Source organism: Sphingobacterium bovistauri (assembly GCF_020295405.1).
Classification (GTDB): Bacteria; Bacteroidota; Bacteroidia; order Sphingobacteriales; family Sphingobacteriaceae; genus Sphingobacterium; species Sphingobacterium bovistauri.
This window is the reverse complement of record NZ_JADEYP010000036.1, coordinates 1-26,477: the sequence shown is the minus strand read 5'-3', so window position 1 is coordinate 26,477 and position 26,477 is coordinate 1. Positions and strand designations below refer to the sequence as shown.

The 26,477-nt window shown below is 36.1% G+C and carries 18 protein-coding genes; 5 read left to right on the top strand and 13 right to left on the bottom strand.

Going from position 1 to position 26,477, the window contains the following annotated elements:
• Window position 1: 1 nt before the first annotated feature.
• From IPZ78_RS15365 to gltB, 12 genes are all read right to left on the bottom strand, one after another.
• Window positions 2–721: a glycosyltransferase family protein gene (locus tag IPZ78_RS15365; protein WP_225554875.1), complete on the bottom strand. Its 720-nt coding sequence runs from the start codon at window positions 719–721 to the stop codon at window positions 2–4.
• A 14-nt stretch (window positions 722–735) separates the two neighbouring features.
• Window positions 736–1,542 (bottom strand): glycosyltransferase, encoded by an 807-nt coding sequence (locus IPZ78_RS15360; protein ID WP_225554874.1) that lies wholly within the window; start codon window positions 1,540–1,542, stop codon window positions 736–738.
• A 43-nt stretch (window positions 1,543–1,585) separates the two neighbouring features.
• A complete protein-coding gene (locus IPZ78_RS15355) occupies window positions 1,586–3,079 on the bottom strand; it encodes an NADH-quinone oxidoreductase subunit N (RefSeq protein WP_225554873.1) in 1,494 nt (497 codons plus the stop codon).
• Entirely contained in the window at window positions 3,079–4,683 is a 1,605-nt protein-coding gene (locus IPZ78_RS15350) for a complex I subunit 4 family protein (protein ID WP_225554872.1), read from the bottom strand. The genes IPZ78_RS15355 and IPZ78_RS15350 overlap by 1 nt, the downstream gene beginning before the upstream one ends.
• A gap of 1 nt (window position 4,684) precedes the next feature.
• Window positions 4,685–6,694, bottom strand: coding sequence for an NADH-quinone oxidoreductase subunit L (gene nuoL, locus IPZ78_RS15345; protein ID WP_225554871.1), 2,010 nt, complete (start codon window positions 6,692–6,694; stop codon window positions 4,685–4,687).
• Window positions 6,694–6,999: an NADH-quinone oxidoreductase subunit NuoK gene (gene nuoK, locus IPZ78_RS15340; RefSeq protein ID WP_225554870.1), complete on the bottom strand. Its 306-nt coding sequence runs from the start codon at window positions 6,997–6,999 to the stop codon at window positions 6,694–6,696. Before nuoK ends, nuoL begins: the two co-directional genes overlap by 1 nt.
• Entirely contained in the window at window positions 6,996–7,544 is a 549-nt protein-coding gene (locus IPZ78_RS15335; protein WP_225554869.1) for an NADH-quinone oxidoreductase subunit J family protein, read from the bottom strand. Before IPZ78_RS15335 ends, nuoK begins: the two co-directional genes overlap by 4 nt.
• Window positions 7,544–8,104: a NuoI/complex I 23 kDa subunit family protein gene (locus IPZ78_RS15330; RefSeq protein ID WP_225554887.1), complete on the bottom strand. Its 561-nt coding sequence runs from the start codon at window positions 8,102–8,104 to the stop codon at window positions 7,544–7,546. Before IPZ78_RS15330 ends, IPZ78_RS15335 begins: the two co-directional genes overlap by 1 nt.
• Before the next feature lie 4 nt (window positions 8,105–8,108).
• Window positions 8,109–9,182, bottom strand: coding sequence for an NADH-quinone oxidoreductase subunit NuoH (gene nuoH / locus IPZ78_RS15325; protein ID WP_225554868.1), 1,074 nt, complete (start codon window positions 9,180–9,182; stop codon window positions 8,109–8,111).
• A gap of 147 nt (window positions 9,183–9,329) precedes the next feature.
• Window positions 9,330–10,556 carry a sensor histidine kinase gene (locus IPZ78_RS17330; protein WP_225554867.1) on the bottom strand — a complete coding sequence of 409 codons (1,227 nt, stop codon included), beginning with the start codon at window positions 10,554–10,556 and terminating at the stop codon, window positions 9,330–9,332.
• 282 nt (window positions 10,557–10,838) lie between these two features.
• Window positions 10,839–12,305, bottom strand: a complete 1,467-nt coding sequence (locus IPZ78_RS15315; RefSeq protein ID WP_225554866.1) for a glutamate synthase subunit beta — start codon at window positions 12,303–12,305, stop codon at window positions 10,839–10,841.
• Window positions 12,306–12,324: 19 nt separating this feature from the next.
• Window positions 12,325–16,824: a glutamate synthase large subunit gene (gltB, locus tag IPZ78_RS15310; protein WP_225554865.1), complete on the bottom strand. Its 4,500-nt coding sequence runs from the start codon at window positions 16,822–16,824 to the stop codon at window positions 12,325–12,327.
• Between the two features lie 208 nt (window positions 16,825–17,032).
• Between gltB and IPZ78_RS15305 the strand changes: the two genes are divergently transcribed.
• Window positions 17,033–18,130: a mandelate racemase/muconate lactonizing enzyme family protein gene (locus tag IPZ78_RS15305; RefSeq protein ID WP_225554864.1), complete on the top strand. Its 1,098-nt coding sequence runs from the start codon at window positions 17,033–17,035 to the stop codon at window positions 18,128–18,130.
• A 50-nt stretch (window positions 18,131–18,180) separates the two neighbouring features.
• The gene (locus IPZ78_RS15300; RefSeq protein WP_225554863.1) at window positions 18,181–19,188 is read left to right on the top strand and encodes a LacI family DNA-binding transcriptional regulator; all 1,008 of its coding nucleotides are present in this window, start codon (window positions 18,181–18,183) and stop codon (window positions 19,186–19,188) included.
• Here the strand turns inward: IPZ78_RS15300 and IPZ78_RS15295 are convergent.
• Window positions 19,177–20,481 (bottom strand): MFS transporter, encoded by a 1,305-nt coding sequence (locus IPZ78_RS15295; protein ID WP_225554862.1) that lies wholly within the window; start codon window positions 20,479–20,481, stop codon window positions 19,177–19,179. The genes IPZ78_RS15300 and IPZ78_RS15295 overlap by 12 nt on opposite strands.
• Before the next feature lie 303 nt (window positions 20,482–20,784).
• Between IPZ78_RS15295 and IPZ78_RS15290 the strand changes: the two genes are divergently transcribed.
• Genes IPZ78_RS15290 through IPZ78_RS15280 form a run of 3 tightly spaced genes read left to right on the top strand, consistent with a single transcriptional unit; the run spans window position 20,785 to window position 26,280 of the window.
• Window positions 20,785–23,730: a SusC/RagA family TonB-linked outer membrane protein gene (locus IPZ78_RS15290; protein ID WP_225554861.1), complete on the top strand. Its 2,946-nt coding sequence runs from the start codon at window positions 20,785–20,787 to the stop codon at window positions 23,728–23,730.
• 12 nt (window positions 23,731–23,742) lie between these two features.
• Window positions 23,743–25,302: a RagB/SusD family nutrient uptake outer membrane protein gene (locus IPZ78_RS15285; RefSeq protein ID WP_225554860.1), complete on the top strand. Its 1,560-nt coding sequence runs from the start codon at window positions 23,743–23,745 to the stop codon at window positions 25,300–25,302.
• A gap of 9 nt (window positions 25,303–25,311) precedes the next feature.
• Entirely contained in the window at window positions 25,312–26,280 is a 969-nt protein-coding gene (locus IPZ78_RS15280; RefSeq protein WP_225554859.1) for a SusF/SusE family outer membrane protein, read from the top strand.
• Window positions 26,281–26,477 lie beyond the last annotated feature (197 nt).

Genomic DNA, 26,477 nt, shown 5'->3' with positions numbered 1-26,477 from the left:
GTTAAATTTTATCTCTTCCTTTGGTGAATTTTAGCCAATAATATTTCAAAGGGTTCGTGTACTTTAATTGCTTCCAAGGTCTGCTTCCATGGGGTTTGTGTAAAACTGTTTCTTTCATCAATACATAGTTTTCAAAACCTATTTCGGTAGATTTATGAGAAATAACAGTGTCAAACCAATCTTTAGATTCATCTAACTGCATAAAATCATATGCTTGTAAATAGTTGTTTGAAATTAGTGTACAACAAAAACTTAAACTTCTATTCGTTTTGATTATATCTTTCTTCTCGTCTTTAAACTTTAGGTAAGGAAAGTTTACCTTATCCTTATAGTCCACCGTTACTGCACCCACCATTCCTGTTTTAGTATTGCTATTTTTAAAACTAATTAAGTTTTTGATGGTATTATTTTTAACCTCTACATCTGACTCTACAATGATAAGATCAAGGCCCATTTTCAACGCTTTTTTCTGTGCATCTTGCAGAACAATCTTATAGTTTGGAGATGGTGTAGAAGTGATATCTTCTAAATGGATAAGTTCGTATGAATAATTTTTAAGATTATCGATTAAAGTTTGCTTAGTTATCGCGTCACTATAATCGTTATAGACGATATGTAAAATGGGAAGATCACTAGCTGCAATAGTTTTGATTGTAGCTAACGTATTTTCAATAGCATTTTTTACAGGCGTGACGACTAATGCTTTATATAGAATTCCCATTGTGAAGTGTAATATTATTTTTGTAAACCGTTAATGCATCTAAATGTTTTGGCATTCATTTTATTTTGCATTAATTTTTCATTTTCAGACTGATCTGTCCAACTTTCTTTATGATATAAATGATATTGAATAGCAAAATGCTTTATCGAAGTTATATTGTACCCCAAACCTTTAAATCTCCAAACCAAATCAATATCTTCACCAATCGCTGGCTTAGTATAATCTTCATCAAAGCCATTAATCGATAAGAGTGAAGATTTAAAACAAGAAAAATTACAACCTTTGATTGATGAAATTCCTAATGCTTTAATTATAGCTTTAGTTGTGAAATTTAATGGAAATATGATTCCTTCTTCACAAAATGCGCCGCCTTCATTTTTGATCGACTTATAATTTTTGAGATAATCATTACTGAAAGATTTGACAGTTGAGTTTATCAAAATGTCAGAGTATTGAACGCCCAACTTAACTCTTTTGCCAGCTAAAATATCTTTAGGCGATGCCATTTTTATATGATTCTCAATGAATTTTGGGTGTAAAACACAATCACCATCAATAAAAATTAAGTATTCGTATTTAGATGATCGAATAGCGTTATTTAGTGCTTGATTTTTTCTCCAACCTATATCATCTTGTGTCAGATGTACATGAGGAGCTAAAAAAGGATAATTATTAATAAAATTGTACATGTTTTCATCATTACCATCTTCCGAAATAATAATCTCATTCGGCATTATAGTTTGATGATTTAAACTGTCTAATACGGCATTCAGAAATTCCGTGTTTTTATAAACAGAGATGATTAATGATGTCTTTACCATTTGACTAAAACTTATCAAAGTTACTAAAAAAACAGATATGCACTTATTTAAATAATGTCAAAAGTAGATTTGGGAAAATTCCTAACAACAACGTCGTAATCCCCAAGATGATAGAAATTATATACACAATTTGTGTAGATTTTGTAGGCAATATTTTTACCTCATCGCCTTTGCGTAAGAAAGCGTACAAAGGTATTTTGAAATAATAAAACAGAGAAATTACCGAAGTCAACGCTCCAACAACTAGTAAAATGAGATAGTATCTATTGTTGTTGAATTGAAATAAATCAAATATAGAGGTAAAGACAAATAGTTTTCCAATAAAACCAGCTGTAGGAGGTAAGCCGATCAATGAAATTCCTAATAGAGTGAAAATACTGAATGTTATAGGGAATTGTTTGCCCAAGCCTTGGTAATTTTCTAATTGTACGCTACCAATCTTTTGTTCCATTACATCAATAAGTCCAAATACGGCTAAATTCATTATCGTATATACCGCGATGTAAAAAAGTAAGACTTGAGGTTCGGAAGCTAAATTACCAACCAAAGCCATTAACAAAAAACCAGTGTGTCCGATGGAAGAATAGGCCATCATGCGCTTAATATTTGATTGTCTTAAAGCTACAAGATTACCAATTAGCATTGTTGTAATGGATGCCACACTAATTAGTATTAAAACTAATTCGGAGAAGTAAAAGGAAGACGATGTCCATTCTTCAAAAAGTCGTGCTAATAAAATGATAGCTCCAATTTTCGGCACAGTTGATAAAAAGGCTGTGACAGGAGTAGGTGCCCCTTCGTAAACATCAGGTGACCATACATGAAAGGGAACAAAACTTAATTTAAATCCCAATCCAGTAAACATAAATAACAGGGCAACGGATAAAAGTATTTTGGGTGCTTCTATCAATCCTTGGATGTGTTCAAACGACGTAAAATCAAGATTCCCCGTGAAACCATATAATAACGAAAGACCATATAGCATTACTGCGGCTGAAACAGATCCGAAAAGCACATATTTCATTGATGCTTCAGTTTGCCTTTTGTTTTCAGAAAAATAGCCCACTAAAATATATGAACTGATTGAAACTGTTTCTATGGCGATGAAAGCCAACAACCAGTTGGTCGTACTCGTTAAAAGATTAATACCTAATCCTGCAGCAAGCAAAATACTGTAAACATCACCAAGGTTTTTTCCAAATGTTTTATATTGAAAATGCTGTTGAATAAATACCACACAGATTAATAAAGCGGCTAATATAATTCCTCTGGAATAAACAGAGAAATTATCAATAATCAGCATGCCGAAGAATCCACTTTGTGGTTGTCCAAACTGTTGTGTTGCTAATACAAAAGAGCTAACGATACCAATTAAAGTTATAATAAAGGAACTTTGTTTCCAGAGCTTGTCTAAGAATAGTGTCGCAATTATGCTTCCTAAAAATGCAAATATCAAAGCCAATTCCGCTTTGAAAAACGGAATCGATTGGATGACCTGGTCAAGGATACTTGGTAATTGAGTGTTAATATCTTGCATTACAGGTATTGTGAAACCAATGAAACTAAATTAAGAACCGTTGCATTCATTTTGTCAAAAACCAAGGAAGGCATAATGCCCAATAACAATGCTAATGCTAATGTAGGAAACAAAATAATACGCTCTCTTATATTTACGTCTGTCAAAGCCGAAGCCCATTCTTCACCACCTTTGAAACGAGTTTGTCCGAAGAACATGCGTTGCAACGTCCATAACAAATAAGCAGCACTCAACAATATACCAACGGACCCGGCAATAGCCATCCAGCGTGGTATACCAGTTCCTACTGATTCAGCATTGAAAGTCCCAATAATGACAAACGCTTCACCAATAAAAGCTGAGAATCCTGGTAAACCTAAAGAAGCAAAAAAAGCAACTGCAACAAAACCTGTATATGTCGGCATATGTGATGCTAAACCACGGAAATTGTAAATATATCTATCGTGTACACGGTCGTAAATCACACCTACTAGGAAGAATAATGCTGCGGATAAGAATCCATGCGACAACATTTGGAATAATGCCCCAGAAATACCTTCAGCAGTTAATGATGCTACACCCAATAATACAAACCCCATGTGTGAAACAGAAGAATAGGCAATTAAACGTTTCAAGTCTTTTTGGGCTAAAGCATTTAATGCACCATATAAAATGGAGATAACACCGATTAATCCTAACCACCAATTAGCATCTGCTGCCGCATCTGGGAAAATACTATAACAGACACGAATAATACCGTAGCCACCAATTTTTAACAATATACCTGCTAGTATAATGGATACAGGTGTAGGGGCTTCTACGTGGGCATCAGGCAACCAAGTATGTAGTGGAACGATTGGAACTTTAATCGCAAAAGCGAAAAATAAAACAATAAACCCTAACATACGGGCTGGAATTCCTAATACTTCGTAATAATTATTCATGTAAGCAAAGAATGAACCGTCTACGTAATTGTTTGGATTCATCATATGCAACATATTAAAAGTATGTGCATCTGTTTCAGGATTAATGACCGAGAAATATAAGCCTACGATGATTAGCAACATGAATACGGAGCCAAATAGTGTGTAGATAAAGAACTTAATCGCCGCATATTCTCGATTAGCTCCACCCCAAATCCCGATAAGGAAATACAAAGGAAGCAACATTACTTCGTAGAAGATGTAGAATAAGAAAAAGTCCAAAGCACAGAAAATACCCATTACGGCCATATTCAATAGCATTAAGAGCGCAAAATATCCCTTTGTACTTTTTGTGATATTCCACGAGGCTCCGATTGCCATCAGCATCACAAATGCACTTAATACCAATAGAGGCAATGAGACACCGTCGACTCCTAAGAAATAATCAATTTCCAATTGCCCCAAACTGCCCAAGTCCAAACGTATCCAAGCTAGCTGTTCTACGAATTGAAAACCACTTGCCTGATTAATCCCTATTACCGTATTATCAAATTGGGTATATAAATAGCCTGATAGCGCAAATTGTACCACAGTAAATCCCAAGGAAATGTATTTGTAGCTTTGGCGCATTGAAGCTGGCAACAGTAAGATTAAAGCTGTTGCGATCAGAGGCAAAAATATAAGTAGTGAGAGTAATCCCATGTTATCGTAATATCAAATAAATTATTCCAATTAAAACAACGGTCAAAGCAAAGCCCATGTAGTTTTGTAGCCTTCCATTTTGAACAAAACGAAAAGCATTTCCAAGTTCATAAACTAATTTGGCAATGCCATTCACTATGCCATCCACTATATATTTATCAATCCACGTAATCAGATTACTTAATTGCTTCAATATGTAAGAAGTACCGTTAATTATACCATCGACAATATATTTATCAAACCAGAAACTAATTTTTCCTAGTTGAATTGTTGGATTTACAAAAGTTTTCATCATCCATTCATTCATTCCAAATTGATTTTGAGCTAGCAGAATCAATTTGCTATTGGCATTCAATGGATATTTTCCTTTTACATACCAATTGTAACCAAGCCACCAACTTATTAATGCGGTCAACGTTAATGTAATTGGAATTATAGTATGTAAAGAATAGATTTCAGGAAAAGTATAGTTCACATATAAACCATTCATTATAGATGCATTAGCATAGGAGAATGGATTCAAAGAGAATACAAAAAAGAAAGAACAAACCGCTAAGAAAGCCAATGGAATCAGCATGGTTTTTGGCGCTTCATGCACATAAGCCTCATGACCAACTTTGACACGTAATGTTCCAAAGAATGTTTTGAAAATTAATCTACCAATATAGAATGCTGTCAAAACACTAACTATAACTAAAATAATTGGGATCACAAGATACAATCCACCTTGATGTAATGCCCATTCAAAAGCTGAAATCACAATTGCATCTTTGGAAAGAAATCCCGAAGTCAATGGGAATCCAGCCAATGCTAATGAAGCTATGCTCATCAACACAAATGTCTTTGGCATATATTGACGAAGACCGCCCATATTGCGCATATCTTGTGGATCGAAATCTATGTTACTATTCGCTTTTAAATGTGACATCTCGTGAATAACTGCACCAGCACTTAAGAATAAAAGGCATTTGAAAAAGGCGTGTGTTGCCAAATGAAACATTCCTGCATCCCATGCACCAATTCCCACAGCGACCATCATATAGCCTAGTTGTGAAATGGTAGAGAAGGCTAATACTTTCTTAATATCGTATTGTGCTAACGCAAAAATAGAGGATGTAATAGCGGTTATGGTTCCGATGATAGCGATTATAAGTAAAACTGTTTCGTTGAATAGGGGAAAAATAGAACTCAATAAAAATACACCAGCAGCTACCATGGTTGCAGCATGTATCAATGAAGAAACGGAAGTCGGCCCTTCCATCGCATCCGGCAACCACAAATGTAATGGAAATTGTGCTGATTTGGCCATTGCGCCTAAGAAGAAACAAATGCCAGCTGCGGTCATTAATCCTGAATTACGGTCTATAATGCCATGATAAAACAATCCGTCTTTGCCTAATATATCTACTATATCGAGTGTGCCAAACGTAGTAAATAAAACAGAAATACCGATTAAGAATCCTAAATCTCCAATTCTATTTATCAAAAAAGCTTTCTTATTCGCTTGTACAGCAGAGTCTTTAGTAAACCAAAAGCCGATTAATAAATAAGAAGCAAAACCAACCAATTCCCAAAAAATGTACATCATGAGTAGATTTTTAGAAATCGTCAAGCCCAACATGGCAAAGCAGAATAGGCTCAAATACATCCAATAGCGATGAATGCCTGAATCACCCTTCATATAGGATTTGGAATAAATATGCACAGGGAGGGCGATAATGCAGACAATAAACTGCATTAAAACGGTCAGATTGTTTAATAAAATTCCAATGTCGAATGTTTTTTCTCCAATAGTAAACCAAGTATAATCGGCGTGCAGAGGAATGCTATTCCATACTTCTGAAAAGACAAAAAATCCAGATAGAATGGTACTCATCACAATAGCCACCAAAGAAAAAATGCCAGAAGTAGACTTCCTACCAAGCACAGCCTGAATAACAAAGGCTAAGAAAGGTAAGAGTACAATAAGCATACTCGCTAAAATTGGTGATATGTTGAGTATATTAGTCATTAATCTCTTAAGTCTGTAATATTATCGGGGTTAATGGTTTTGTAATGTCTGTATACGTTTAAAATAATAGCCAATCCAACGGCTACCGAAGCTGCCGCTAATACAATAGCGAATAAGGCAAATACTTGTCCTCCGTAATTGGTTTTATCGTATTTGCTGAAAGCAACAAAATTCAATATAGCTGCATTTATCATTAATTCAATGCCAATCAAAATCATGATTGCATTACGTTTTGCAATGACAGTATAGAGTCCAATACAAAATATACAAGCACTTACGACTAAGAAGTGTGTCAATGTAATCATCGATTTTCCTCCTTTCTAGATAAGTGGGCTGCGCCAATCAAAGCCATCAATAAAAAAATGGATATGACCTCAAAAGGTAATACATATTGGGTCATAAACTTTATACCGAGCTGCTGAATATTGTTATCATTTGGTAAGATAATGTCACCAGATTTGATGTTACTCAAGATCCATTCTGGCATATCGTTATTCCATTCTTTTAATCCAATAAGAATTACAACGAAAAATCCAATCGCTAAAAGGACCGATTGCCAACTTGGGAGACTTAAAAATGATCCCGAAATATTTTGCAAATCAGCAAGCAATTCTTTGTTGGATAACATGAATGCAAATATCATTAAGATTAGCACACCACCGACATAGACCATGATTTGTGTAATTGCTACAAAATCGGCTAACGCAAACAAGAATAAACCTGCCATCGAGAATAGCGTAATGAAAAACAAGAATAACGCTCTCGCGGTGTTTTTCAAGCTTACCACAAGTAGGGCAGAGCCAATTGCCAACATTGCAAATGCATAAAAAAGAAATACCTCAAGATTCATTATTTCTTTTTTGCCGCCTCCTTATCAGCTTGAAAACTTGTCCATTCTTCCTTCCGTTTCATGATTTCCTCATCGGTCATCTCACCGAAATCGTAAATCAAATCGGTCAATTTCGTTGTACTGCGATCGTATTGATTGGTCATGGTGATACATTCTGTCGGACAAACGACTGTACATAGTCCACAGTACATACACTTCGCCATGTCAATATCGAATTGTGCTGCATATAGACGCTTTACACTTCCGTCGGAAGTTTTTCCTATTGCCTCTGGCGACTTAATAGCTTCTATTGTGATGCAATCCACAGGACAGGCTTTTGCACATAAATCACAAACGATACAATCGTCAATTTCAACATCCAATTGATAACGGGCAACTTCTGGAATTGGCATTTTCTCGTGCGGAAATTGGACTGTGGTTACACCTTCTTGTTTTTCGAAATAATCAGCTTGACGAATGTCGCGCGATTCACGAGATTTTTTAGCGCCAAAAAGGTGCTTCACGGTCAAAAGTAATCCTTTTACCGCAGTTGCAAAGCCGTGTATGGTTGTTTTTAAAATCAATTTAATTCATTACTAAAATTCGCCATAATCCCGATGCCGCTAGACAAACGAATGCGATTGGAATCATTACTTTCCAACACAAATTCATTAGTTGGTCTGCTCTAAATCGAGGTAAAGTCCAGCGTATCCACATTTGTACTCCAACTATAATTAATGATTTGGCGAAAGTCCAAAATATTCCCCACACTAATCCAGTAGTCCAATCCGCTAATTTTAGTCCTCCAATATTTGGTAAAGGGGTATTCCATCCTCCTAAGAATATGACTACACCGAGCATAGCTACTAAAAACATCATCGCATATTCGGATAGGAAAATAAACGCAAAGCGAATACCACCATATTCGGTGTGAAAACCGCCTATTAATTCTGATTCTGCCTCAGGAATATCGAAAGGTGCACGATTACATTCGGCTAATGTGGCTACAAAAAAGATGATATATACTACAATCAGATGAGGAGCTTGAAATATATTCCAAGCCAATATGCCTCCGACATCAGTAACATCCCAAATCCCCAAAAATTTAATACTTTCCGAACTTAATATGCCTTGATTATAAGCTATTTCATTCAAATTTAGAGTCTGCGTAATCATCACTGCTGCGATGAGAGAAAGTCCCACAGGAATTTCGTATGATACCATTTGGGCTATAGCACGAATGGATCCTAAGAGTGAATATTTGTTATTCGAACCCCATCCAGCCATCAGTATACCTAGCGCATCAATCGATACTACAGCCATGATAAAGAATAATCCTGTGTTTGTATTCGCAGGAATAAAATCAGGAGCCCAAGGGACAACAGAATAACCTATAAAAACCGCAACAAAAATGATGATTGGAGCTATTATAAATAGTGCTTTGTCTGTTGCTTTGGGGTTAATTAATTCTTTTTGAAGCAGTTTGAGAATGTCGGCGAAAGTCTGTAATAAGCCGTATTTACCCGTTTCCATTGGGCCTAGTCTATCTTGTACAAAGCCTGCAATTTTACGCTCCGCATATACTGCAAAAAGCGTAAATAAAGCTATGAAGCCAAAAATGACAACTGGTACAAGAATATGAATTAAAATTTCGCTCAATGTACTCTTTAGATTAATTCTTAACTAAGTACAAACATACGCAAATCGTATGAATTGCGATATAAAAAATCAAAATATACTAACTTAGTAGAGTATTTTTTTTATTTAAAGTGTTTGAAATTAATTAGAAGGATTGCGAAAACATTTTTAGGCGTTTATCAAAACTTTCATTTGTTGGAACTCTTTGCTTTTTGGTAGTGAAATATTGAATGAGGATCCTTCTCCCAACTTGCTTTTTACCGTAATATGCCCATTGTTTTGTAATATTAAATCATTTACTAAAACTAATCCTAATCCAGCTCCTCTTTCACCTGCAGTTCCAAAACTCGGAGTTTGAACCGATTCAAAAAAACTTTTAATTTTTTGCTCCGAAATACCTAAGCCGAAATCTTTTATTGTAAGGATAATTTGATCGTTTTGTTCTTTTGCAGATAGCATTATTAGACCATCTTTGAACGAAAATTTAACAGCATTATTAAGAATGTTTCGAACAATAATATTCAAATGATCTGGGTCAGCAAAAACAGTCAAATCACTTGAAATATTGGTCTGAATTGTTAAATTTTTAGTTTCTAATTGTGATTTATGAAATATGCATAATTGATTGATAGCTTCGAATAGCTTGATGTCTTTGGGTACTGCCTCTGAACGGCTAAGACTTGTAGAACTCCAATTTAATAAATCGATTAAGGTTTCATCAAGATTTACTAATCGTTTATTGATAGATTCAAAAGTATCGATTGCTATTTCTCGTGATATTATTTTTTCTTTATAGAGAATAAGTAAATTTTGAATGGAACTCAACGGCGTACGCACATCGTGTGCGATTATCGTTAAGATCTTTTTCATATTTTCATTGTTCTTTTGAAGTAGCAAATGTTGTTTTTGAATTTTTTTGTTAGTAGAAATTTGTGCATTGTATTGAATCATTATAATGTAAATGAGACAAAATAGACCTCCAAAAACATTCAATATTGTTCGGTTTTCGTCTACTGGTAAATCTACTTCAAATGGTGTTGGTACAAATTTTATAATAATAAATATTGCACTTAAAATTATAGAGGATATTAGTTGGATAATTTTGCTTCTATATAAAAGTGTAATTGCTATTAAAACACTCAATAAATAGAGTTCAGATTGATTCTTGTATAAAAATCCAGATAATGTCAGAAGAAATGCATTAAAGAAGAGTAGAAAAATCTTTGCAAGATCATATTTTCTATAGTGATTTAAGACTAATACAATAAAGAGATTAAGAGAGATACAAAAATTTATTCCTGTTAATAAAGGTCTGCCTTGAAAAAGATTAAGAGCAGCATACGATAAAGAAACAAGCATAAAAATAAATGAAGCAGCATTAATATTATTAAGCACTTTAATTTTATATAAGGACAGTGTTGATTGCCTTCCTATATTCTTAATTGTGTTCCAATAATTAAGAATTCGCTTCATATGTAGATAGTTTTTTAATAAAAGTACATTATTAATACAAAACTAAGAAGTGTTTTTAAATTTTGAGAATGAAGTTTTAGGGGATTCAATGGTCATACACGGAAATTGTATGCTATTTTTTCTACTAACCCTATAAAAAAACAATTCTCCTTATTACAGATGTAAATAAGGAGAATATAAAAAAATATAGATGATGATTAGTTTCTATGCATAAGTATAGACAGCCTCTTTGCTTTCTAATACTGTTGAGCCCATTAAGAATTCATCCACTTTACGTGCACACTCGCGACCTTCTGAGATAGCCCAAACAACCAAAGATTGTCCGCGACGCATATCACCCGCAGTAAAATATTTGCTTGCAGTAGTTTGGTAAGAATTTTCTGAAGCTTTTACATTTCCTCTTTCGTCAACAGCGATACCTAATTGCTGGATTAAACCTTCAAATTGAGGGTGTAAGAAGCCCATGGCTAAGTTTACCAATTCGCAAGGAATTTCACGTTCTGATCCTTCTACTTCTTTGAATTTAGTCGGTCTGCCTAGTGCGTCTGTTTCCCATTCTAAATCTACAATTACTGCCGCTCGTAAATTTCCCTTGTCGTCACCTAAAAATTCTTTGGTGCTGATACTCCAGTGTCTTTGACAACCTTCCTCATGTGAAGTTGTTGTTTTTAATAACATTGGATAAGTAGGCCAAGGCATTGCAGCACTGCGTGATTGAGGTGGCTGAGGCATCAATTCAAATTGTGTTACAGATTTCGCACCATGTCTATTTGATGTACCTACACAGTCTGATCCTGTGTCACCGCCACCGATGACCAAAACATTTCTGCCTGTTGCCAAGATTTCTTCAGTATCGATAGGTGAGTTGCCCACACGTTTGTTTTGTTGTTTTAAGAATTCCATTGCATAATGAACTCCTTTCAATTCACGTCCTGGTATATTTAAGTTACGAGGGATCGTAGATCCTCCCGATAATACAACAGCATCATATTGATCTAATTCAGATGCAGGAACATTTTTACCTACTTCAGCATTTGTGCGGAACTCAATACCTGATTCTTGCATCACTTCTACACGTCTGTCAATTACAGATTTGTCTAATTTGAAGTCAGGAATACCATATCGTAAAAGTCCACCTACTTTGTCATCACGCTCATAAACTACCACATCATGACCAGCTTTGTTTAATTGTGCAGCGGCAGCTAATCCTGCTGGGCCAGCACCCACTACAGCTACTTTTTTACCTGTCTTGATATTTGATTTATTCGGCTGAACATATCCTTTTTTATATGCTATCTCAATAATATGTTTTTCAATTTCTTCGATTGCTACAGGGTTTTTGTTGATTCCCAATACACATGCAGATTCACATGGTGCTGGACAAATACGTCCTGTGAATTCAGGAAAATTGTTTGTCGAAGATAATATATTATATGCTTCTTCCCATTTGCCATCATAAACAGCATCGTTGAATTCCGGGATGACATTACCAAGCGGACAGCCTGAGTGACAGAATGGAATACCACAATTCATACAACGTGCTGCTTGATTATTAAGTTGCTCGTCAGAATAAGTTTGGACAAATTCTTGGTAATTTTGTTTTCTATTTTCTACAGCCTCTTTTTGAGGAAGTAATCTATCAAATTCTAAAAATCCAGTTGCTTTTCCCATGATTTTGTTTCCTTCTAAATTAAGCTACAACCATTTTTTTCAATAATACATTTTTATATTCACGAGGGAACACCTTAATGAATTTATTCTTTTCGGTAGCCCAATTTTCTAAGATATAAGATGCTCTTGCACTCTTAGTTAAATTAATATGACGTTTTAATAACGCGATGATTTCAGTTTCATCCTCTGTTTCAAGAGGGTCTAAATCAACCATTTCTTGGTTGCAGTTATCTTTGAAATTACCAATGATGTCGTATATCCACGCAATTCCACCACTCATACCAGCAGCAAAGTTTCTTCCTGTATCACCTAGGATTAGCGCACGCCCACCTGTCATGTATTCACAGCCATGATCGCCGATTCCTTCTACTACAGCAGTGGCTCCAGAGTTACGAACGGCAAAACGTTCGCCAGCCATACCATTGATAAATAAGTGACCAGAAGTAGCCCCATACAATGCCACGTTACCAATAATAATATTATCGTGAGGTGTTAATGTACTTTCTTTAGCTGGATAAATAGCTAATTGAGCACCTGATAAACCTTTACCAACATAGTCATTTGCTTCACCCTCTAATTCGAAAGAAATACCTTTTGTATTGAATGCTCCAAACGATTGTCCTGCTGAACCCTCGAATTTGAAGTTGATGGTGTTATCTGGTAAACCTTCTGAGCCGTATACTTTTGATATTTCGTTAGAAAGTAAAGTTCCGATTGTACGGTCCGTATTTTTTACTTTGAATGTACCGAATACTGGAACTTTGTTTGCTAAAGCTTCTTTTGCTTGAGTTAATAGTCCCCAGTCCAAAATCATGCTCATGCCGTGATCTTGCTCTTCTGTATTGTGAAGTGATTCGCCTATTTCATTGCGAGCAACATATAAGATTCCAGAGAAATCGACTTTACCCGCTTTCCAATGAGGTACATCTTCGCGTTTTTTCAAGAATTGTGCACGACCTACCATTTCATTGATGGTACGAAAACCTAGTTGTGCCATGATCTCACGCATCTCTTCTGCTAAGAAGTAGAATAAGTTTACGATATCTTCAGGAGTTCCTGAGAATAATTTACGTAATTCAGGGTCTTGTGTTGCCACACCTACTGGACATGTATTCAAGTGACATTTGCGCATCATGATACATCCTCCAGCAACTAATGCTGCAGTTGCCACTCCCCATTCCTCAGCACCTAATAATGTAGCTATTACTAAGTCACGACCAGTTTTCATCTGTCCGTCAGCTTGTAGTACTACACGACTACGTAGTTTATTTTGAACCAATGTTTGATGTGCTTCAGCTAAACCTAGTTCCCAAGGAAGCCCCGCATGCTTAACCGAGCTGATAGGGGATGCACCTGTACCTCCATCATAACCAGCGATCAAGATAACGTCAGCGTGCGCTTTTGCCACCCCTGCTGCAATAGTACCAACACCTGCTTTTGACACCAGTTTTACGTTGATACGAGCTTCTCGGTTAGCATTTTTCAAATCGAAAATTAATTGTGCTAAATCCTCGATAGAATAAATGTCATGGTGTGGAGGAGGTGAGATCAAACCTACGCCTGGTGTAGAATGACGAGTTTTTGCAATCCAATCGTCTACTTTGTGACCTGGTAGTTGACCACCTTCACCTGGTTTTGCACCCTGTGCCATTTTTATTTGAATCTCATCCGCTTGAGTCAAGTAATTCGATGTCACCCCAAATCGTGCTGAAGCTACTTGTTTGATTGCTGAGCGCATAGAATCACCGTTTGGTAATTTTTTATAACGCATTTCATCTTCACCACCTTCTCCTGTATTTGATTTACCACCGATACGGTTCATAGCGATAGCCAATGTGCTGTGTGCTTCGTGTGAAATAGAGCCGAAGGACATAGCACCTGTTGCAAAGCGTTTCAAGATTTCACTTGCTGGTTCTACTTCGTCAATAGCTATTGCATTTCTATGTTTTGCAAAATCCAACAAACCACGGAGCGTAAACATATGCTCTTTCTGGTTGTTGATTAATGTTGAATATTTTTTGAATGTTTCAAAATCGTTTGTTCGACAAGCTTGTTGTAATAAATGAACAGTTTGTGGATTCCATAGGTGGCCCTCACCGCGGCGTTTCCATTGATAAATACCACCTTCTGGTAATAATGGTTTAGTATTGCGAGGAGCTTCGAACGAGCGCCAGTGCTTAGTCAATGCTTCACGGGCAATGTCGTCTAGTGATAAACCACCAATACGCGAAACTGCACCACAGAAATATTTATCTACTACAGATATGTCAATACCTAAAACTTCGAAAATTTGTGCTCCATGATAAGATTGTAGAGTTGAGATTCCCATTTTAGAGAATATTTTCAACAATCCATTGCACACTGCTTTCACATAGTTTTTACGTAAATCTTCCCACGCTAATTCTGTATCCAGTGATCCTTCGGCTTTCAATGTACGGATACTTGCGAGAGCCAAATAAGGGTTGATTGCGGTTGCTCCGAATGCCAGTAAACACGCAAAATGATGTACTTCCCATGCATCACCAGCTTCTACTACTAGACCTACAGCACCACGATTGCCAGTTTTGATTAAGTGGTGATGAACCGCCGATACTGCTAAAATCGATGGTATGGCAGCATGTTGTGAATCAATTGCACGGTCTGATAAGATGATTACTTCAAAACCGTCACGTACAGCATCATCTGCGTAGCGGCATAATCTTTCAATACCAGCTTCTAGGGAACCTGGCTTGCCATCTGCTCTGAAGTACGATTGCAATGTTTTGGCTTGGAAAACCCCCGTGTCAATAGAACGTAGTTTTTCTAATTCACTGGATGTTAAAATTGGATGCTCTAACGTAACACAGTGACAAGATTTTTTATCTTCGACAAGAATATTGCCAGAGTTACCAATAAAAGTAGCTAAACTCATCACTAATCGTTCACGTATTGGGTCGATTGGAGGATTAGTTACTTGTGCAAAATACTGTTTGAAGTAGCTAGAAATATGTTGTGCCTGATCAGATAATACCGCCAAAGGAACATCTGTCCCCATAGAACCGATAGGTTCGTAGCCTGTGGTAGCCATTGGTGTTAATATCGTTTCGATATCTTCACGAGAGTAACCAAAAGCTTGTTGATATTTGAAAACAGAGTCTTTTGACAAATAAGTAAATGTCACACGAGGATCTGCTAATTCTTCTAATTTTATTTTATAATTGTTGATCCATTCTCCATAAGGTTGTTGGCGAATCAACTCGCCTTTTACTTCTTCATCGGCACGGATAACACCAGCCTCCATGTCAACCACGAAAATTTTACCTGGTTGTTGACGACCTTTTCGGATAATTGTTGCTTCATCGATAGGTAATGCTCCAGCTTCTGACGCTACGATTACACGGTCATCTGAAGTTACCGCAAAACGCAATGGGCGTAAACCATTTCTATCTAATGTTGCTCCGATAATTTTACCATCTGTAAAACACAATGCTGCTGGACCATCCCATGGCTCCATTAATGTAGCATGATATTCGTAGAATGCTTTTTTCAGCGGATCCATTTGTGTATTACCATCCCAAGCTTCAGGAACTAACATTAGCATGACATGTGGCAAACTACGGCCACTATGCAATAATAATTCAACTACATTGTCTAGACATGCGGAGTCAGATTGACCTTTGTCTACGACAGGTAATAGTATTTCCATTTCTTCTTCTGTAAAATAAGGCGAAGAAAGTGAACGCACATTTGCATAAAACCAGTTTAGATTCCCTGTCAATGTGTTGATCTCCCCATTGTGCGCTATCATACGGAATGGTTGTGCTAATGACCATGAAGGGAATGTATTCGTGGAGAAACGAGAGTGTACTAAACCGAAGGCTGATACTACTCTTGGGTCTTTTAAATCTTTATAATATGAACCAACTTGGTAAGTCGTTAATTGACCTTTGTAAATAATTGTTTTGCAAGAAAGAGAAGCGATATAAAGAGGAAGAGGGTATTCTTGAGTTGATTTTATTTTTTGGATTATAAGTCTTCTTAAGACATATAATTTTCGTTCGAAATCTTCTGTATTTGTAACACCATCCGGTCTTGATACGAAGAATTGAACAATTTCAGGTTCTGCGCTCAATGCTGTAGGGCCTATTCCATCTTTGTTAACAGGGACAGCTCTAAAACCTAAAAATTCCATTTTACGGTCTTCAGCTGCTTGTTGTATTACTTGACGACAAAGCTCGTTTAGTGACTTTTCTTTTGGTAAAAAAACCATTCCGACACCGTAATATCCAGGCTCTTGAAGTTGTATGCCTAGGTCAATGCATTCTTCCCATAAAAATTCATGAGGTAATTGAATCATAATACCTGCACCATCACCACTTTCAGGATCACATCCGCATGCTCCGCGATGCTCCATGTTTTCTAGCATGATAAGGGCATCACGTACCTGATTGTGTGATTTTTTGCCTTTAATATGTGCTACAAAACCAACACCACAAGCGTCGTGTTCAAATTCTGGGTTGTAAAGTCCTTTTTGCTGCATTCTTATATTTAAATTATGTTACCTAATTAGAGTTTGCTAATATAGAAATTATTATCAATAATAATTGAAAAATTTATAATAAAAATATACATATATTGATTTATTGGTAAATAAATATGGGTTACGAAAATCATTTTGTATTTATTTCGTTGATTGATTGATATTTTGAAATTTCATTCGTTTTTTTGTTCATATATACAAATTTGTTATGATCATACAAGAAATACAAGTCTATCGTCTGAGTATTTCTATGGAACCATTTGTCATTGCGACAGGGACTATGGATTATGCCCAAAATACATTTATTAAGATTATTACTGATTCAGAGCACTATGGAGTAGGCGAATGTTCCGCATTTCCTATGATCGTGGGTGAAACTCAAAATACATGTTTGGCACTTGCGCAAGATTTTGCTAAAATTTGGAAAGGTAAAAATGCATTGGATATAGAAGATCGCTTAGCGGAGTTGCATTTGTATATAGCTGGAAATTCAACCATTAAATCTGCATTTGATATGGCTTTGTATGACTTAGCAGCTAAGGTTTCAGGATTACCATTGTATAAATATTTGGGGGGAGTAAAAAAAGACATTGTAACAGACATAACTATAGGTATTGCTTCTCCGGTAGAAATGGCATCAAAAGCACAAAAGCTAAAAGAAGGTGGAGCGTTTGCATTAAAGGTTAAATTGGGTAAAAAACCTCAAGAAGATATTGCCCGTATTAGAGCTATACGTCAAGCTGTAGGTTTTGATATTCTTATCCGTATTGATGCTAATCAAGGATGGTCTTATGAAGAGGCTTTAGAAGCCCTCCAAGGGCTTGAGCCTTTCAAAATACAATTCTGTGAGCAACCGATGCGTACATATAATGATGTTTTATTGCCAGAATTGCGTAGTCAGACGATTGTACCCATAATGGCAGATGAATCTGTGTATTCACATCATGATGCCGAACGTCTTTGTAAGGCAGATGCATGTGATTATATTAATATTAAATTTTCCAAATCTTCAGGAATCCATGAAGCATTAAAAATACAAGCTGTAGCAGCGGAATATAATATCCCTTGTATGATAGGAGGTATGTTAGAATCTCGTTTAGCTTTAGCGGCAAAGGTTCACTTTGCATATGCTGCGCCAAATGTGAAATTCTATGATTTGGACACATGCATGGTTGGACATTTAGAAGATCCTGTAATTGGAGGTATACAATACAATGGTTATTCTATTCAAATATCAGATGATATAGGAATTGGAGCTGATATCAGACAAGAATTTTTAGATAACTGTGAAAGTTGGGTGATTTAGTCACCCTTTTTAGTTACTTTGGTGTTTAACTAATAATATTCGACTAGATTATGAGTAAAATAGATATCATTTCTATTGCAAAAGCCTTGAATTTATCAAAGTCTACTGTTTCTCGAGCCTTCAAGGAAAATAGTGATATTAATCCCAATACTAGAAGTCGGATATTAGCGTATGCTAATGATTTGAATTACCGTCCTAATCATTATGCAAGCAATTTGCGCGAGCAGAAAAGTAAAACTATTGCTGTTGTCGTACCTGAATTATCAAATAATTATTTTACTCAAATTATAGAAGGAGCAGAACAAACAGCTAAAGAAGCCGGTTATCATACCTTGATCTTTGCAACTGATGATAATGTAAATAAAGAAAGAGAATTTATCACCAGTATTTCTAATGGTAAAGTCGATGGTGTATTAATGTCAGTTGTCGGTGAACGAGAAGATCATAGTTATCTTAATAATATTGATTTGGAAAAAATGCCAATTGTTTTTTTTGATCGAGTCTACGATGATATTGATATTACCAAAATACTAACCGATGATTACCAGAGTAGTTTTGAGGCGACAGAACATTTGATTGATGCTAATTGTAGAGATATTGCCTATTTGGTTATTGATAAAGAACATTCTATTGGTAGGGAGCGGTACTTGGGATATAGGGATGCGTTGCAAAAACATAATATCCCTGTTAGGGAAGATTTAATCGTTAATTGTTCCAATTCATATGATGAAAATTTTGAAACTATTAAATATTTCCTTAAAAACAAAAAACCTGATGCTGTATTTGCTTCAGTAGAGAGGTTGGCATTTTCAACATATTATGTGTGTAGCGATCTAGGTTTAAATATTCCAAAGGATTTAAAGATAGTAGCATTTTCAAGTCTTCAAATTGCTGCTTTACTTTCACCACCGTTGTCTACTGTTACACAGCCGGCAGAACAGATAGGACAGGAAGCTGCTAGAATATTACTAAAAAAACTCAAAAATGAAGAAGTAGAGGGCTCGAAGCAAATTGTGTTGAAATCTAAATTGATTATTCGAAGATCATCACAGTTGTAATGATTTTCTGAAAAAAAAGCATGTTAAAGATGCTAAAAGAAGTGATATCCCCGCAATGATTACGGCAAAGATTGCTTCACTTTCGAAATAATTTTCGATAATGAATCCTCCAAAAAATCCTACTATAATTTGAGGGATTGTAATGAACAAATTGAATATCCCGAAATAAAATCCAATTTTTTGCTGAGGAATAATTCTACTCAATAACGCGAAAGGGCTGGCTAGAATACTCGACCAAGCAATCCCAATGCAAATCATCGGTAGGTATAAGTCGATTATACTTGAACTAAAATAAATCATAATGAAACCTATTCCGCCAATTAATAAGGCAAGAGTATGTGTCTTGATTATATTTAAACGCTTGTATAAATATGTAAGTGCTAAAGCAAAAATGCTTGCTGATAAATGATAAAGTCCAAATAGTATTCCGGTATAGTTTGCGGCTTTAGCGTAAGCTATTGAAGAGGAACTAAAATTGTATTCTTTAAAAATATGTTGGGAAATAGCTGGAGTCATAAAGATCCAAATAAAAAAGAATGCTGCCCAACTAAAGAATTGTATTAACCCTAATTGCCACATTTTTGATGGAATAGATTGTAGTTGGACTGTATTTATTCCTTCATCGGTAGTATTACGTATACGTGCTTCTTGTTTGTTGTTGGAAATGGCCTTTGATGTAATTAGGATGCATATCAATAATAACGTAGAACCAATGTAAAATGACCATTTTACATTTTCAGGAATTTGATTTTCATCTGCGATTTCGGCAAAACCAAAAAAATGGTGAAGTACATAGGGTAATGTAGATCCAAGTATAGCACCTAAACTAATCATGAAGGTTTGTATAGCGAAACCACGTGGTTGTTGATACGTCGGGAGATAATCTGATATGGCAGCGCGTAATGGGTGCATACTGACATTGAATGATGTGTCAATTACAATTAGAAGAAGTGCCCCTGTTAAAAGCGGTGTTCCAATTGAAACAATTACTCCTGCATTTGGCAGTAAATATAGACACAAAGCACAAATTAATCCTCCAAATAAAAGATAAGGAATTCGTGTATTTCCTGTATTCATATTTCTGTCACTCAAATAGCCAATAATAGGCTGCACTAATGCGCCAGAAATCGGGGCTATCAACCATAGTAGAGAAACTTCAGTTAGATCAGCACCAAAATTTTGAAGAACTCTTGTTACATTTCCAGCTTGTAAAGCAAAACCAATTTGAATTCCTAGAAAACCAGTACAGAGTGAAATAATTTGAAAATTGGTTTTAGGCTGCTTATTCGGCATAAATGTTTTATTTGATCATTAAGATATAAATTTACATTAAATCAGGATACGCAATCAATTAAATGTTTTTTTATGATTTATAATTAATTCTTGTTATCTTTAATCTATAGACTTGGGAACGTTCCCAACTCTATAGATAACCATTTTATTAAAACAAAAACTACTAGGAGAATGTTTTTTTAAGCAATCGCCTAGATTAATTTCTATTATAAACCAAAAACTCAAATTATGCAAAATTTTACTTTTCGTAAATCCTTGCTCACATGTTTGTTTTTGCTATGCAGTATTGTCAGTATTACTGCTATGGCATCGACTTTTTTGCAGTCAAATAGTATTGCTGGTAAAGTCATAGACGACAGTGGGACAGCAGTAGTGGGGGCTACAGTGAGTATTCTCAATTCTTCATTTGCAACATCAACGGATGCGAATGGTAATTACTCGCTTTCAAATGTAGGTGTTGGTAATCAGGTAATTGTGGTCGATATGATTGGTTACGAGAAATCTGAGAACAAACTGTCTGTTGTAGCAGGGGTTAATAAGCTAGATATTACATTAATATCTGCTTCGGATCAATTAGAAGAAGTCGTCGTGATAGGTTACGGTACGGCTAGACGAAAACAAGTAACTGGTTCAATTTCTAGTGTATCTCCAGAGGAATTTAACAAAGGTGTGGTTAGTTCTCCGGATCAATTGTTGGCTGGTAAAGTAGCAGGTCTTACAGTTAATAGATCTGGAGGAGACCCTACTTCAGGTTCTACTATGCAGTTAAGGGGTCCATCTTCTTTGACTGCTAGTTCGTCACCTTTATATGTAATTGATGGAATAGTAGGGGCCAATATTGAATTAATCGCTCCAGATGATATTGTGTCAATGGATGTAATGAAGGATGCATCATCTACCGCTATCTATGGTTCTCGTGCGGCTAATGGAGTAATTTTCGTTACTACCAAAAGAGGAAAGGCAGGAGCCTCGGTGCTATCTTATAGTGGTTATGCTGCTACAGAATCTATAGCTAATCGTGTCAATGTCTTGAGTGCCTCAGAGCATAAGGCATTTGTCGAAGCAAATGGATTAACAGTTGCTCCGTCTGAAACCGGATTTGAAACCAATTGGCAAGATGCCATCACAAGAAATGGCGTGTCACACAATCATAATTTATCCTTGACAGGAGGCAGTGAAGGTACCCGTTATAATGCTTCTGTTAATTATTTCAATAATCAAGGTATAGTAAAGAGAAATGGTGTTGAAAAAATTGTAGCTAGAGTAGGAGTTGATCAAAATGCATTTGATGATAGATTAAAATTATCTTTCAATTTGGCGAATAGCATCAATACATCTCAACACATTCCATATGATATTTTCAATGGTGCTGCACGTTTCGTGCCTACTTCTCCAATTATGAGTGAGGACGCTCAATACGGACAGTACGGAGGATATTTTCAAGTAGTAGGTCGTACGGGATATATGAATCCTATAGCGATGCTGAATCAACGTGATGAAAGCAGAAGTAACAATACGTTATTGGGGAATTTTAAAGCGGATTTAAAGCTTTTTGAAGGTTTGATGTGGACAAATGTGTTGTCGTATCAACGTACACATTGGGACAAAAATTTCTATATGCATCGTACCGATTTTGATTCATTTGCATTGGGCAGAGGTTTCGCAGATCGTACAGCTTTGAAGCATATTGATAAAATTTTAGAATCGTACTTAAACTATAATTTCAGTAGAGATTTACACAGTTTCGATGCTATGGCTGGTTATTCATATCAAAGACAAAAAAATGATGACGGACTACGAGGAAGTACTGTGGGATTTATGTCTGATGATTTGGGAGGTAACAATTTGAATTTGGGAGCATTACCAGATGGTTACAATCCATATGCTGAGTTTAGAGGAGAAGGGTATCCACTCATTAAGGAGTCTTTGTTGATTTCTGCATATGGAAGATTAGGGTACAATTATGATGAGAAATACTTAATAAGTGCTTCTATTCGTCGTGATGGTTCGTCCAAATTCGGTGTGAATAATAGATGGGCTACTTTCCCATCATTGTCTGCAGCGTGGCGTTTGACACGCGAAGCATTTATGCAAGAACAAACTCTTTTCTCTGAATTGAAAATCAGAGCAGGTTATGGGGTGTCGGGTAATCAAAATATAGATCCCTACCGTAGCATTATCATGTTTGGGCCTCGTGATGGTCAGTTTTTCTATAATGGTAAGTGGGTAAACGCATACGGTGTTAATCAAAATGAAAATCCAGATTTGAAATGGGAAAGTACTTCTATGTTCAATGTAGGTTTAGATTTCGAATTGTGGCGTGGAAGAATTGGTGGTACGATTGAATATTACGATAAAGAAACAAAAGACTTACTGTATGAGTATGATGTGCCTTCACCTCCATATCAATTTAATAGATTGTTGGCGAATGGAGCTAGTATGAATAATAAGGGAATAGAAGTAGTGTTAAATGCTAATGTGTATTCAAATGAAAATTTCCGTTACTCTACTACTGTAAACTTTGCACGCAATGTCAATGAAGTAGGCTCATTATCTTCAAATATTGAAAATATCGGGGTTTCGCAACGCTATGAAGGGAGTATTGGTCTAGAAGGTTGGACCGGACAAACGGCCTCAGTTGTATTACCAGGGCAACCTTTGGGTACATTTTATGTGGCAAAATATATTGGATATGATGAGGTAGCTAAACGTACAATTTATCAAAAGCCTACTGGAGAGTTAGTGACACAAGATCAAATTTCAGCTCCTGATGATTACCAAATTATGGGATATGCTTTGCCTAAATTTACATACGGTTGGAATAATAATTTCAAATACAAGAATTGGGATTTAAATGTATTCTTAAGAGGGGTGTACGGCAATCAAATATTTAATGCGACACGTGCAGATTTATCGAGATTACAACAAGCCAATGTGACAAATATTTCAAAGGATGCTGTTGATGAAGGTATTTTCGAGACACCATTGATTGCGTCGAGTAGATTCTTGGAAGATGGTTCTTTCTTGCGTTTGGATAACATGACCTTGGGTTATCGATTTAATACTAGTCAAACAAAATATTTTAAACAGGCACGTTTGTATATGACTGCACAAAACTTATTTACTTTGACTGATTATACAGGTGTAGATCCAGAGTTAAACTTAGGTGGTTTGTCGCCAGGTATTGATAATAGAAGTTATTATCCAAAGACTCGTTCATTCATTCTTGGAGTCAATTTCACATTTTAATACTTAAATAATATGAAAGCGAAAAATAATAAACTACATATATTTCTGTTAGCTGGACTTGCATTTTTTGGAGCTTCGTGTACCAAATTCGACGATAAGGTTTATTCAGCATATACAGAAGATACTTTCCCAAAAACACCAGAGCAGTTTGTTGCGGTGACGGGACCGGTTTATACCTCGGCGAGAGGATATTTCGGAGATTACTTTGATTTACAAACAGCAGGTTCAGATGAGGTGGTAATTCCAACGCGTGGTGGTGACTGGTTTGATGGTGGTAAATGGCGCGACATGCATTTTCATACCTGGTCTCCATCGCATGAGGTCGTTAGAAACGCATGGAACTGGGGATTTAATGCAATCGGAACATGTAATCGAGTATTAAGCGTATTAGAAAAATCTGCAGAATCAGAGCAAAAGAATCAAACATTAGCTGAGATTAAGACGATGCGTGCTTGGTATTACTATTTGATGATGGATGCTTATGGTAATATTCCATTAGTTACTTCTTTTGATACAGGTACAGAATTACCAAGCACAACTGCACGTGCAGAAGTCTTTGCATTCGTTGTTTCTGAATTAGAAGAGAATTTAGCTTTGTTGAGTGAAGATAAATCCTTGACAACTTATGGACGACCGACGAAATGGTTTGCACATGCACTGCTGGCAAAAGCCTACTTAAATGCACAGGTATACACAGGTAATGCACAATGGAATAAAGTAGTAGAGAATGCGAATGCAGTCATTTCTTCAGGAAAATATTCACTGGAAAATGATTTTTTGGCACAATTTAAACCTGATAATGGAGCTGATAGTCCAGAGCCAATTTTTTCTATTCCATTTGATGCATCTCGTGCAAAAGGCAATGCTTTATTCAATAAAGTATTACACTATGCACATCGTCAAACCTTTGACCTAAATGGTAACCCATGGAATGGCTGGAGCGCACAGCCGGCATATTTCAACTTATTTGAAGATCAAGATAACCGTAAAAAACAATGGCTCTATGGGCAGCAATATAATTCTACTGGTCAACCTTTGATTTATAATGGAATGAATATCGTAATCAATCCAAATGGATACAATTTGTTACCTGGATCGGATTTTGATATTGGAGGTGTAGATGATGGAGGTCGCTTGGCAGGTGCACGTTGTGTTAAATATCAACCGGATAAAAATCATGTTGGAAATGATGCTGGTAATGATGTTGTTGTCATGAGGTTAGCCGAAGTTCTGCTTATGAAAGCAGAAGCTATTTTGCGTGGTGCCACAAATGGTACAACGGCTAATGCTTTGGAGGCAGCCAATGAAGTTCGTAAAAGAGCTTTTCCAGTGAATCCTGAAAAACACTTTACTGCTGCATCGTTAACTTTAGATGCAATTAATAAAGAACGTGCTTTAGAGTTTACTTTTGAAGTAACACGTCGTACAGATATGATTAGGTTCGGAAAATGGGAAGATGCAATGTTATTTAAAGCAGCAAATCCTGCTGAAACATACAAAAGAATTTTTCCAATTCCAGCTACAGCATTGGCAAATAACAGCAATTTGACACCAAATCCTGGATATAATTAATCGAAGGTCATGAAAAGAATATATAATTATATAACTATGAGTCTATGTGCACTACTAATTTTAGGATTAGCTGCATGTAAAAAAGTCGAACATAGCATAGACGATCAAATTGTGTCTTTTAACGAAGCTACAGTTTCAGCGATACAAATAGGTAAAACGTTGAAAGTTGGATTTATTACTAACAATGTGAATTCATTTGATTTTAGTATTGAAAAAAATGGAGCAGCTTTAATCTCGGATAAAATTACCTTGGATTCTAACCAGCGTATTGTAGAGAAAACATTTGTTATTCCATTGGATGAAACTTACATTGGTGAGGCGAATTTGAAGATAACCTATCAATCAGGTGGAGAGACAATAAATAAGCTGCATCCCATTACATTTGAGGAGAGCAATCCGCAAATGTTTATAGTTGGTGGGTCGACAGGGGCAGGGTGGGAACCAACTAATGCTGTTGCCATGACATTATATGGTGAGGATAGTAAAACCACTTTTGAAGCTTTTGAATACCTAACTGCTGATGGAGGATTCAAGTTTTTGCCAACTAATATGGATTGGACAGGTGGATATGGAAAAGGTATAGCAGCTGGAGCTATATTGCAAGATGGGGATGCAGGAAATCTAACCGTTCCTACAGATGGATTCTATCGTGTTCGAATGGACTCAGAAGCCTTGACATACGAAGTGCTGAAGCTTTCGATGGGAATAATTGGAAGCGCTACACCAACAGGGTGGGATAGTGATACGGATATGGCTTTTGTTGGTGGTAAGGGAACATACCAGTGGAAGATAACAATCAACTTAGTGCCTGGTAAAATTAAGTTTAGAGCGAATGATGTATGGGGAATTGATTTTGGAGGTACAGCTGATGCAATTACATTGGGAGGAGGTGATATTGATATTACATCGGCTGGTTCTTACGATCTTACTTTAGATCTAAGACCAGGAGCTTATAAAGCGACTATTGTTAAGAAATAGAGTTCGAATAATAAATAAAAAAGGGTGATTTATGCACTGCCCCCAAAAAGTTAGACACTTTCTGGGGGCATTTTTTATGGATAGAAAAGTAAAACACACATTATCATTTAAGAAGACTTGTATTGATTTGTACACTAAATCGTCAGAATCAATATTAGGTATTAGCAAGGAATATAAGGTTTCCGAAAGTTTATTGA